This is a genomic window from Rhizobium sp. 05N49 (assembly GCF_056396805.1).
On sequence record NZ_JBFTME010000027.1, the window covers coordinates 65,946 to 77,873 of the forward strand.

12 protein-coding genes are annotated in these 11,928 nt (G+C 60.4%); 11 read left to right on the forward strand and 1 reads right to left on the reverse strand.

The annotated features are described in order from the left end of the window. Nucleotides 1-48: 48 nt before the first annotated feature. Both AC1DF8_RS32645 and AC1DF8_RS32650 read left to right on the forward strand, forming a co-directional pair. A complete protein-coding gene (locus AC1DF8_RS32645; protein WP_113014691.1) occupies nt 49-276 on the forward strand; it encodes a putative signal transducing protein in 228 nt (75 codons plus the stop codon). Nucleotides 277-279: 3 nt separating this feature from the next. Continuing rightward, nucleotides 280-1,056 carry a tRNA1(Val) (adenine(37)-N6)-methyltransferase gene (locus tag AC1DF8_RS32650; protein WP_478156783.1) on the forward strand — a complete coding sequence of 259 codons (777 nt, stop codon included), beginning with the start codon at nt 280-282 and terminating at the stop codon, nt 1,054-1,056. Nucleotides 1,057-1,116: 60 nt separating this feature from the next. Here AC1DF8_RS32650 and AC1DF8_RS32655 read toward each other — a convergent pair whose 3' ends face one another. Next, complete coding sequence (locus AC1DF8_RS32655) at nt 1,117-2,460, reverse strand: Nramp family divalent metal transporter (RefSeq protein ID WP_478156785.1); 1,344 nt, start codon at nt 2,458-2,460, stop codon at nt 1,117-1,119. A gap of 194 nt (nt 2,461-2,654) precedes the next feature. Between AC1DF8_RS32655 and AC1DF8_RS32660 the strand changes: the two genes are divergently transcribed. From AC1DF8_RS32660 to AC1DF8_RS32700, 9 genes are all read left to right on the forward strand, one after another. Then, on the forward strand, nt 2,655-3,515 hold the full coding sequence (locus tag AC1DF8_RS32660; protein ID WP_478156787.1) for a S49 family peptidase: 861 nt from the start codon (nt 2,655-2,657) through the stop codon (nt 3,513-3,515). An 18-nt stretch (nt 3,516-3,533) separates the two neighbouring features. Continuing rightward, on the forward strand, nt 3,534-3,725 hold the full coding sequence (locus tag AC1DF8_RS32665) for a hypothetical protein (protein ID WP_112541381.1): 192 nt from the start codon (nt 3,534-3,536) through the stop codon (nt 3,723-3,725). Nucleotides 3,726-3,860: 135 nt separating this feature from the next. Beyond that, nucleotides 3,861-4,820, forward strand: coding sequence for a glycine--tRNA ligase subunit alpha (locus AC1DF8_RS32670; protein ID WP_112972467.1), 960 nt, complete (start codon nt 3,861-3,863; stop codon nt 4,818-4,820). 103 nt (nt 4,821-4,923) lie between these two features. After that, entirely contained in the window at nt 4,924-5,475 is a 552-nt protein-coding gene (locus AC1DF8_RS32675; RefSeq protein ID WP_478156790.1) for a LemA family protein, read from the forward strand. A gap of 83 nt (nt 5,476-5,558) precedes the next feature. Next, nucleotides 5,559-6,830, forward strand: coding sequence for a 3-phosphoshikimate 1-carboxyvinyltransferase (aroA, locus tag AC1DF8_RS32680; protein ID WP_478156792.1), 1,272 nt, complete (start codon nt 5,559-5,561; stop codon nt 6,828-6,830). Nucleotides 6,831-6,864: 34 nt separating this feature from the next. Further along, nucleotides 6,865-8,802, forward strand: a complete 1,938-nt coding sequence (locus tag AC1DF8_RS32685; protein WP_478156794.1) for a DUF2207 domain-containing protein — start codon at nt 6,865-6,867, stop codon at nt 8,800-8,802. Between the two features lie 91 nt (nt 8,803-8,893). After that, nucleotides 8,894-10,165, forward strand: coding sequence for a phosphoribosylamine--glycine ligase (gene purD, locus AC1DF8_RS32690; protein ID WP_478156796.1), 1,272 nt, complete (start codon nt 8,894-8,896; stop codon nt 10,163-10,165). Between the two features lie 199 nt (nt 10,166-10,364). Further along, nucleotides 10,365-10,817, forward strand: a complete 453-nt coding sequence (locus AC1DF8_RS32695; protein WP_478156798.1) for a plant virulence effector HPE1-like domain-containing protein — start codon at nt 10,365-10,367, stop codon at nt 10,815-10,817. Nucleotides 10,818-11,165: 348 nt separating this feature from the next. Continuing rightward, the coding region (locus tag AC1DF8_RS32700) for a cache domain-containing protein (RefSeq protein ID WP_478156800.1) at nt 11,166-11,928 on the forward strand (763 nt) is incomplete at its 3' end.

Genomic DNA, 11,928 nt, shown 5'->3' on the forward strand with positions numbered 1-11,928 from the left:
GGGGTGAATTGTCGCTGCCAGCAAATTCGGAAGGGAAAATAACGGCAAATGCATGAGCTTATCCGCGCAAACGATCCCGTCCTGCTCTCTTTTGCCGAGAGCCTTATGAAGGATGCGGGAATTGCGTGCTTCATTGCCGATCAGGGAATGAGCGTGCTCGAGGGGTCGCTCGGCATGCTGCCGCGCCGCCTCCTGGTTGACGAGACGATGGCCGATCAGGCCCGGCGCATCCTCATCGATGCGGGTCTCGGCGGCGAATTGCGCGAGCGGAAGTGAAAGATGACGCAGGCGGTGACTGACACGATAGACGCCTTTCATCGCGGCCTTTTTCATATCGTTCAGCCGAAGGGCAGGGGGCATCGTGCCGGCATGGACGCCATGCTGCTCGCCGCTCTTATTGCCGATGATCGCGCGATCAAGGTGGCCGATCTCGGTGCCGGAGCCGGTGCAGCCGGTCTTGCCGTCGCCTCGCGCCTTGCAAAGGCCGCGGTCGTACTTTTCGAGCGATCGGCGGAGATGGCTGACTACGCCCGCCGCAGCATCGATCTGCCTGGCAACGCCCATATGGCGGGCCGCGTCTCGGTCGTCGAGGCCGATGTCACGCTGACAGCCAGGGCGCGAAACGACGCAGGTCTCGTCGACGAAAGCTTCGATCACGTTATTATGAACCCGCCGTTCAACGATGCCGGCGACCGCAGGACGCCGGATGCGCTGAAGGCCGAAGCCCATGCCATGACGGATGGCCTGTTCGAAAGCTGGATCCGAACGGCCGGGGCCATCATGATACCGGGCGGACAACTGTCGCTGATCGCAAGGCCGCAATCGATCGCCGAGATCATCGACGCCTGCGGCAGGCGCTTCGGCGGCATCGAGATCACTGCCGTTCATCCGCGGGAAGGAGAAAACGCCGTCCGAATTCTGGTGACGGCGATCAAGGGCTCACGGGCACGGCTTTCCCTGCGTGCGCCCCTCATCATGCACGAAGAGGGGAGCCACAAGTTCTCCCCTCTCGTCGATGATTTCAACAATGGCCGCGCCGCCTATGGCAGGCTCTGAAGCAATTCCACCGTTCGCAATTGCGTAAAGAACCAGTTCAGGAATTGCCGCAGAACAAGTTTAGCCACCAGTCACGAAGTCGAGGAGCAACTTGACGTTCAGACCGGCGATCACGCCAGCGATCACATAGGCGACGGCGCTCAGCCACTTCGGTGCCACCAGTTCGCCCATCTTCGCCTTGCTGGCCGTGAACATGACGAGCGGGAAGACGGCGAAGGAAAGCTGCAGGCTGAGCACCACCTGCGTCAGGATCAGAAGTTCTGCAGTGCCCTGATCGCCATACCAGATCGTCACGAAAGCGGCGGGAACGATGGCGATGGCGCGGGTGATCAGGCGGCGCACCCATGGCTTCAGCCGGATTTTCAGGAAGCCTTCCATGACGATCTGTCCGGCAAGCGTCGCGGTGACCGTGGAATTCAGGCCGCAGCAGAGCAGCGCGATGCCGAAGAGCGTCGGCGCAATCGCAAGACCGAGCAGCGGCGACAACAGCGAATGCGCTTCACCAAGTTCCACCACATCCGTCTTGCCATTGGCATTGAAGGCGGCTGCGGCAAGGATGAGGATGGAGGCGTTGATCAGCAGCGCGAAGCAGAGCGCCACGGTGGAGTCGAGCGTCGCAAAGGTCAGCGCTTCTTTCTTCTCCGGCACGGTATGGCCGTAGGAGCGCGTCTGCACGATGCCGGAGTGAAGGTAGAGGTTATGCGGCATCACGGTAGCACCCAAAATGCCGAGCGCCAGGTAGAGCATTTCCGGATTGGTGACGACCTCCGTTGTCGGCAGGAAGCCCCTGATGACGGCGCCCCATTGCGGGTCGGCAAGGAAGATCTGCACCGCAAAGCAGATTGCGATGACGCCGAGAAGCGTGATGATGAAGGCCTCGATCCAACGGAAGCCGAGCCTTTGCAGGAGAAGGATGACGAAGACGTCGAGCGCGGTAATCACCACGCCGATTTCGAGCGGAATTCCGAAAAGCAGATTGAGGCCGATCGCCGTGCCGATCACTTCGGCAATATCGGTCGCGATGATGGCGATTTCTGCAAAGGCCCAGAGCGGTACGGCGACATAGCTTGGATAGGCATCGCGACAGGCCTGCGCCAGATCTCGGCCGGAGCCGATGGCAAGACGCGCGCAAAGCGATTGCAGCACGATCGCCATGATGTTCGAAAGCAGTGCGACGGTTAGCAGCGCATAACCGAACTTCGATCCGCCGGCGAGCGAGGTCGCCCAGTTGCCAGGGTCCATGTAGCCGACGGCAACCATGTAGCCAGGGCCGAGGAAAGCGGCCGCGCGCCGCCACGTGGAGCTGTGCCTTCCCGTGCCAACCGTGCGGTAAACGTCGGAGAGCGAGGCTTCCCCGCGCTCGGTTCGCCAGCCGCCCTTTGCGTTCGGATTTATGATGTCCATGCCACTTTTACCTGATTATCCATGCCGGCACTATGCCTGATTAGAATGATAATGCAAGTCATTCGCAACAAGAAAATTCATAGGCAATGTTTTGAGAGCGCAGCCATTGCGTTTGTCACTGCAGCGCATACATGCAATGCCCTTGTAATGTGCATATGCATGCTGGCGTCGCCGATCGTATCGAAGGAAGAGAAATGGCTGGATTTTTGAGAAAGCTGATGCCGAAGCGGTTTCGCAAGGATGGGATCGTCATACCCGTCGTCAAGCTGCAGGGCGCGATCATCAGCGGCGGCGGTCAGTTCCGCCCGACTCTCAATCTCGCCAATGTCGCGCCGGTTCTGGAGAAGGCCTTCTCCGCGAAGGACACGCCGGCTGTTGCCATCTCGATCAATTCGCCGGGCGGTTCGCCTGTCCAGTCTCGCCTTATCTTCGCACGCATCCGTGAGTTGGCGCGCGAAAAGCAGAAGAAGGTGCTGGTCTTCGTGGAAGATGTGGCGGCCTCCGGCGGCTACATGATCGCGCTGGCGGGCGATGAGATCATCGCCGACCCGACGTCCATTGTCGGCTCGATCGGCGTCGTCTCCGGCGGCTTCGGCTTTCCGGAGCTCCTGAAGAAAATCGGCGTCGAGCGCCGCGTCTATACGGCAGGCGAGAACAAGGTGATCCTCGATCCCTTCCAGCCCGAGAAGGAAAAGGACATCGAATATCTGAAGAGCCTGCAGCTCGAGATCCACCAGATCTTCATCTCGATGGTGCGCGAGCGCCGCGCCGGCAAGCTGACGGACGATGCGACAGTTTTCTCCGGCCTCTTCTGGAGCGGCACGCGCGGCCTGGAACTCGGCCTCATCGATGGCCTCGGCGACATGCGTCAGGAACTGAAAAAACGCTATGGCCAGAAAACGAAGCTTCAGCTCGTAACGGCCACCCGTGGCCTGCTCGGTCGCCGTATTCCCGGCATCTCGCCGGTCTCGCTTGAAGGCGCGGCTTCGGGTCTCGCATCGGGGCTTGTCGAAGCGGCGGAAGAAAGGGCATTGTGGAGCCGCTACGGGCTCTAACGGGAGAAACGAGGGGACATGGCACAGCTAGTTACGTTATTGATCCTCGTCTGCGCGGGCTGGTGGCTTTACCGCCGCTTTGTTTCCGATGCGCAGAGGCTTGCTGAAAAATCCCGCCGCGCCGAGAAGGAGCGCCAGACGGGAGCGGTCGGCACGCTGGTGAAAGATCCCGCCACGGGCGAGTATCGCCTGAAACGGGAAGAGGAATAGGCCGAATTGGGTCATGATTGCCGCTGACCGGCCGGCTGTTTGTCGGCTTTATCCGGACACGGCGCAAAAGCCTTGACCCCTGCGGCGCTGCGTGGCACCTGTCGCGCTCATATTCCAAGCAATCGGTATCCTTCCATGCCCGCGACGATTCCAGACCATATGAACCCGAAGCGCTCTTTCCAGGCGCTGATCCTCACCCTGCATAATTACTGGGCGGACAAGGGTTGTGCGGTTCTTCAGCCCTATGACATGGAAGTCGGCGCCGGCACCTTTCACCCGGCCACGACGCTGCGCGCGCTTGGCCCCAAGCCGTGGAAAGCCGCATACGTACAGCCCTCCCGCCGTCCGTCCGACGGCCGCTACGGCGAAAACCCCAACCGTTTGCAGCACTACTACCAGTATCAGGTCATCCTGAAGCCGAACCCGCCGAACCTGCAGGAGCTTTACCTCGGCTCGCTCGCGGCGATAGGCCTCGACCCGCTGCTGCACGACATCCGCTTCGTCGAAGACGATTGGGAAAGCCCGACACTCGGCGCCTGGGGCCTCGGCTGGGAATGCTGGTGCGACGGCATGGAAGTCTCGCAGTTCACCTATTTCCAGCAGATCTGCGGCATCGAATGCTCGCCGGTCGCAGGCGAGCTGACCTATGGTCTCGAGCGCCTCGCCATGTATGTTCAGGGCGTCGATAACGTCTACGACCTGAACTTCAACGGCCGCGAGGGCGACGAGAAGATCAGCTACGGCGATGTTTTCCTGCAGGCCGAGCAGGAATATTCCCGCCACAATTTCGAATTCGCCAATACCGAGATGCTGCATCGCCACTTCATCGATGCCGAAAAGGAATGCCAGGCGCTTCTCGCTGCCGGCGCGCCTGGCGACAATGCCAACCAGCGCCTGCATAAATGCGTCTTCCCGGCCTATGACCAGTGCATCAAGGCAAGCCACGTCTTCAACCTGCTCGACGCCCGCGGCGTGATCTCCGTCACCGAGCGCCAGAGTTACATCCTTCGCGTGCGCACGCTGGCCAAGGCCTGCGGCGAAGCGTTCCTGCTGACGGATGCGGGTGGTTTCGAGCTGGTGAACGCCGCGGCTTGAGCTTGCTGCGGCGAGAGCCAAGATCGCGCCCCTCTGACTGTTTGACGATGTCTGTGAAACCTGCGTAGTCTCCCGCAAGACTTGGCTTTCGGGGGGATTCGCGATGTATATCGCTCTTGGCGTCATCGTTCTAATCGCGCTCTACATCATCTTCATCTATAACGGTCTCGTCCGTTCCCGGCAGATGGCCGAGGAGGCTTGGTCCGGAATCGATGTGCAGCTGAAGCGCCGCGCCGACCTGATCCCGAACCTGATCGAGACCGTAAAGGGATATGCGGCCCACGAAAAGAGCACTCTTGAAGAGGTCGTCGAGCTTCGCAATAAGGCTCAGGCCGTTCCTGCTGGCGATGTTGCCGGCAGGGCGCAGGCCGAAGGTCTGCTCGGGCAGGCGCTTGGCCGGGTGATGGCGCTGGCCGAAGCCTATCCCGATCTCAAGGCCAACCAGAATTTCTCCGAACTCCAAGCCTCGCTGGAAACGATGGAAAGCGAAATCCAGATGGCACGCCGCTATTACAACGGCGCGGCCCGCGATCTGAACGTCAAGGTCGAAAGCTTCCCCTCGAACCTCGTTGCCGGCCAGTTCGGATTCTCCAAGCGCGAATATTTCGAAATCACCAACGAGGCCGATCGCGCCGTACCGTCAGTCAAGTTCTGACCTTTGTCTTTGCCCAAAAACTGCTATGAGCAGTCCGACAAGGCCGCTCGCGGCCGCTGCAAGGGACAGAAGAGACAAGCGCAATGAGTAAAGCCAAGCTCACCATCATCCCGCCGGGCAAGCCGCTCACCGGTCGTGCCGTGGTTCCGGGCTCGAAGTCGATCACTAACCGCGCCCTGCTTTTGGCAGGTCTTGCCAAGGGCACGAGCCGGCTGACCGGCGCGCTGAAGAGCGACGACACGAAATATATGGCCGAAGCGCTGCGGGCCATGGGCGTGCAGATCGAGGAGCCCGACGACACGACCTTTGTCGTTACCGGCAGCGGCAAGCTCCATCAGCCGAAAGCCCCGCTTTTCCTCGGCAATGCAGGCACGGCCACCCGCTTCCTGGCGGCCGCTGTTGCCTCCGTCGACGGCACGGTCGTGGTTGACGGCGATGAGCATATGCGCAAGCGGCCGATCGGCCCGCTCGTCGCGGCGCTGAGGTCGCTGGGCATCGATGCTGAGGCGCCGACAGGCTGCCCGCCGGTGACCGTGCGCGGCAACGGGCATTTTGCCTCCGGCCGCGTCGAGATCGATGCCGGTCTTTCCAGCCAGTACGTTTCAGCTCTTCTGATGGCCGCACCGCTCGCCAAGCAGGGCGCCAACGCGCCCGTCACGATTGCGCTTGCCGGTACCGATATCGGTGCCCGCGGCTACGTGGATTTGACGCTTGCAGCCATGGAGGCCTTCGGTGCCAAGGTCGAACAGCTCGATGCCGCGACCTGGCGCGTCGAGCCGACCGGCTACACCGCAACCGATTTCGTCATCGAGCCGGATGCCTCAGCGGCAACATATCTCTGGGCCGCTGAAGTGCTGAGCGGCGGTACGATCGATCTTGGTGTAGCGAACGATGCCTTCACCCAGCCGGATGCCAAGGCCTATGAGACGATCGCCAAGTTCCCGCACCTGCCGGCCGAAATAGACGGCTCGCAGATGCAGGACGCCATCCCGACGATCGCGGTTCTTGCCGCCTTCAACGAGACACCGGTCCGTTTCGTCGGCATTGCCAACCTGCGCGTCAAGGAATGCGACCGTATCCGCGCCCTATCCACGGGGCTGAACAATATTCGCGAAGGTTTGGCGGTCGAGGAAGGCGATGATCTGATCGTCCATTCCGACCCTGCGCTCGCGGGCCAGACGCTGCCGGCCGATATCGACACCTTTGCCGACCATCGCATCGCCATGAGCTTTGCGCTTGCCGGTTTGAAGATCGACGACATTACCATTCTGGACCCTGATTGTGTCGGCAAGACCTTTCCGGCTTACTGGCGTACGCTTGCGGGGCTGGGGGTTGCCTACAAGGACGAGGCCTGAGCTGAGCCAGGGCTGACCGCAATCGGGAGGGGACATGGTCCGGCGGTTTTTCGGCATTTGTTTCGCGCTATTGCTGGCGCTTGCGGCACAGCCAGCGATCGGTGCGGAATTCATTGCGTCCTTCGATTCCGCCATCCAAGTGGAAAAGAGCGGGGCGATGACGGTAACGGAAACGATCACCGTCAATGCCGAAGGTGACCGCATACGGCGAGGCATTTTTCGCGATTTTCCGCTGACCTTCAGGGATGCAAGCGGGCGGCGTCGCAGCGTCGATTTCAGCGTCGTCTCGGTCAAGCGTGACGGCAGGGACGAGCCGTGGCATACGGAATCCGTCTCCGGCGGCATCCGCATTTATGCCGGCTCCGAAGATGTCACGATCTCTCCCGGCCGCCACCAATATGTCTTCACCTATCGGAGCGACCGTCAGATCCGCTATTTCAACGATCATGACGAACTTTACTGGAACGTCACCGGCAATGGCTGGATATTCCCGATCCGCTCGGCCGTGGCGACGGTCACCTTTCCCCAAGGGGTGATGCCAGAGGATGTGACGTTCTTCACCGGCCCGCTCGGGGCCACGGATAAGAATGCTCGCTCAAGCACCGATGACAACAGGCTGGTTGTCGCGACCACCGCGCCTCTCGGTGAAGGCGAGGGGCTGACCTTTGCCGCAAAGCTGCCGAAGGGGGCGATCGATCCACCGAGTGCCGATCAGGAAAGTTCCTGGTGGTTCAACGATAACCGGGATTATTTCATTGGGTTCGGCGGGCTGATGCTCGTCTTTCTCTATTATACGCGCTCCTGGCTGAAGGTTGGCCGTGATCCGGCGCGTGAGATCGTCGTGCCGCGATGGGATCCACCTTCCGGCATCTCGCCGGCCCTCGTCAACTACATCGACAACAGAGGTTTTTCCGGTCAGGGCTGGACGGCCCTTTCGGCCACGGCTCTCGATCTCGCCGTGCGCGGATACGTCCGGCTCGATGACCTCAAGAACGCCATCGTCATACGCCGCACCGACAAGCCGCTCGGCAAGGAGAAGCTTCAGGCAGGCGAGGTGGATCTCCTGAAAGCCGTGGGCGGCAGTGGCGATACGCTGACCATCGACAAGGCCCACGGCGAGAAGGTCAAATCCGTCGGCCAGAGCTTCCGCTCCTCGATCGAACGGGAACACCGTGGCAAATACTACAATTCCAATGCCGGCTATATCACCGGCGGCGTGATCCTGAGTGCCGCGGCTTTGGTGGGCCTCTTCGTCTTCGGTTCGCTGGAACCGGATACGATCGCACTGATGGTTATCCCGATCGGCATTTCCGTCTTCCTGTCCATCTTCGTTGCGGGTTTTACGAAAGCACTGCATCGCGGCGGCTCGCTCGTGAGCAAGATTTTCGCGGTTATTGCCATTGCGATCGCCGTCTTCGTGGGCTTGAGCATTCTATCAAGCGTCGTGCTGGCGCTCGCCTCATCACTGATGGAATTTCACGAAACGCCCATGCTGTTTGCCGTCGGCGGCATCGTGCTCTTCAATATCCTCTATTTCTTCATCATGGGTGCCCCGACACCGCTCGGCGCCAAGATGACGGCCGGCGTGGATGGCCTCAGGCAATATCTGACGCTCGCCGAAAAGGACCGCATGAACATGGCCGGCGCGCCGCAAATGTCGCCGCAGCATTTCGAAACCCTGCTGCCCTATGCGGTGGCTCTCGGTGTCGAAAAGCCGTGGTCGCGGACTTTTGAGTCATGGCTGGCCGCAGCCTCGGCGGGCGCTGCCGCGGCTGCCTATAATCCTGGCTGGTATTCCGGCAACTTCAATAGCGGCAGCTTTTCGGACCGGATTGGCGGCTTCTCGTCATCGATGGCCTCGACCATTGCTTCCACCATTCCGTCCCCACCGCCCTCCAGTTCGTCCTCGGGCTTTTCCGGCGGCGGTTCCTCAGGTGGCGGCGGCGGAGGCGGCGGAGGCGGGGGCTGGTAAGCATTCCCGCTTGACCTTTTTGGCCTTCCCGCTTAACCGCCAGACCAACAGGCCAGGTCAAGAGGCCTGACCGGCAGGAAAGGGATCAGGCATGAAGGTTCTGTTGATCGGATCGGGCGGACGCGAGCACGCACTCGCCTGGAAGCTGGCGCAATCGCCGCTGATGACGGAATTCTATGCCGCCCCGGGCAATCCCGGCATCGCCGAACATGCCACGCTCGTTGCCCTTGATATCGATGACCACGATGCGGTGGTCGCCTTCTGCCGGCAAAAGTCGATCGACTTTGTCGTCGTCGGACCGGAAGCCCCATTGGTATCAGGCATTGCCGATCGGCTGCGTGCCGCGGGCTTTGCGGTCTTCGGACCGTCTGCGGCGGCGGCTCAACTCGAGGGTTCCAAGGGTTTCACCAAGGATATCTGCGCTCGTTACAACATCCCGACCGGTGCCTATCAGCGCTTCAACAATGCTCCGAAGGCCAAGGCCTATATCCGAGAACAGGGCGCGCCGATCGTCGTCAAGGCCGATGGCCTTGCCGCCGGCAAGGGTGTGACGGTCGCCATGACGCTTGACGAGGCGCTCGCCGCCGTCGACGATTGTTTCGAAGGTGCTTTCGGGCAGGCCGGGGCCGAAGTCGTCGTCGAAGCCTATCTCGATGGCGAGGAGGCGAGCTTCTTCTGCCTGTGCGACGGCAAGAATGCCCTGCCGCTCGCAACCGCCCAGGATCACAAGCGCGTCGGCGAGGGCGACACCGGGCCCAACACAGGCGGCATGGGTGCCTATTCGCCCGCGCCTGTCATGACGGCGGATATGATCGAACGTACGATGAAGGAAATCATCGAACCGACTATCCATGGCATGGCCGAAAGCGGCCATCCCTTCAGCGGTGTCTTCTTCGCTGGCCTGATGATGACCGCCAAGGGGCCGGAACTCATCGAATACAATGTCCGCTTCGGGGATCCCGAATGCCAGGTGCTGATGATGCGGTTGAAGAGCGATCTCCTGCCGCTGCTGCTTGCATGCGCTCACGGCACCCTGGATCAGGTCGCGGCCGAATGGACCGACGACCCGGCCCTGACCGTCGTCATGGCTTCAATAGGCTATCCAGGTTCCTATGAGAAGAACACGCCGATCCTCGCACTGCCGGCCGCCGGCGAGGGCGAGAAGGTGTTTCATGCCGGCACATCGCTGAAGGACGGTGCTCTGGTGGCAACCGGCGGCCGCGTGCTGAACGTGACTGCGACCGGCCACACGGTTGGTGAGGCCAAGGACCGTGCCTATGCCCTTCTCGACGGCGTGAAATGGGAAAATGGCTTCTGCCGTCGCGATATCGGCTGGCGCGCAGTCGAACGCGAAAAGGCGTAGGCAGCAGGCGGACGACGGTCCGTTTCGCTAAATTTTTACCCTTTCTTCTGACGGGATGGAAACAAAGCTGCGCTAACCTGGCTCCCAATACATCGGACCGAAAAGTGTGAAACGGTTTTCGGACAGCCGATGCTCGAACAAACTGAGAGCGGTGGACCGTTTTCCCGTCGCTGCTCTCAAGGGAGACGGAGTAGTATTGATGCGTCGGATTTTCCTCAGTGCGGTATTCCTGCTGGCGGCTGGTTCCGTCATGGCGGGCTCGATCGAAGTGGTCGGACCCAGCAAGGCGAAGGAAACAGGCAGCATCATTACCGAAACCTGCGACCACTGCCCGCCGCTTCAGACGGAAGCCTCCAAGAAGGATTATTCGGTGCCGGAACTTCTTCCTGGCGCCTTCCAGCAGGCCGAGATCCGTGATGTCGACGGAGAAAAGAAAATCTATCGCACCGAAAACTGGATGGGTGGTTCCCCCGTCCTCTTCGTGAGCAAGGCAACGCCCGAGCAGATGCTTGCGCTGGCCCCGTCGGCGCCCGTCGAGGGCATCGACAATGTGGCGACAGCTGCCGTCATCGGCAGCGATGCCAAGCCGGTGGCGGCTGGCGTTGTTGGAACCTTGCCTCTCGACGTCCCCGCGTTTGAGCTCCGTTTCTAGTCGGATCCTTTTGCCACTCCTATCGAAGTTTCGATCACCGCGAACGCACTCTGAACAGAAGCAGGGTGCGTTTTTCTATTAAAATAAGAATATTCTAATTTACATGATTGCATTCGCGACTTGATTGCAACTTACACAAGTCTGCAAGAAGACACCCATCAATTCTACTAGTCCGCTCGAGTAGAAGTCGTGCCTTTGTTAAATGATAATTTAGTCATCCTCTCTAATTTTACTTAGGGAGGACCGGAGAGCGCATGAACGCGTTAGCTGGGCGCGCGATTTCTCGCGCGCAGGTCGGGAGTTGACCGATCCGGGATATTGCTTTTCACCTTTTCCGTGAGGTCAATCATGAAGAAGCTCAAGATTGCCCATCAGCTTTTTGCGCTGGTCGGTGTTCTGATGGCTGCATTTGCAGTCGCGACCTATTTTGAAATCCGTACATCCGAGCAGGCGATCTATGATGAGCGTTTCGACATGCTGCGCACGCAGGTCGAATCGGGCATCTCCGTCCTCAACACCTTCTACGAACGCGAGAAGGCCGGCCAGATGACGCATGAGGCCGCCCAGGCGGAAGCCTTCGACATTCTGAAGCGCGTGACCTTCCAGCCATCGGGCTATCTTTTCGGCTTCGACTACAACGTCATCCAGGTCTTCCATCCGAGCCCGGTCAATCTCGGCAAGGACATGAGCGGCCAGGTCGACAAGACGGGCGCGAAATTCAGCCAGGCCCTTGTCGACCATGGCAAGGCCGGCGGCGGCCGTACATACTATTACTGGACCAAGCCCGGCCAGCCGGAAGACCAGGTCTTCCTCAAGGGCGGTTATTCGAAGGCCTTCGAACCCTGGAAGATCGTCGTCGGCACGGGTGTTTATCTCGACGACCTGCAGGCCAAGGTCAATGAGACGATGTGGAAGGCTCTCACGGCCTGCGCCATCGTCTTCGTTGGCGGTATCGGCGCTGCCTTCTACTTCATCCGCGGCATATCGAACCCTCTGAAGGACGTTCATAACGCCCTGCAGGCGGTTGCCGAGGAAGATGTCTCCCTGAAGATCCCGCATACCGGCATGAACAACGAAGTGGGCATGATGGCGAAGGCGACGCAGTCGCTGC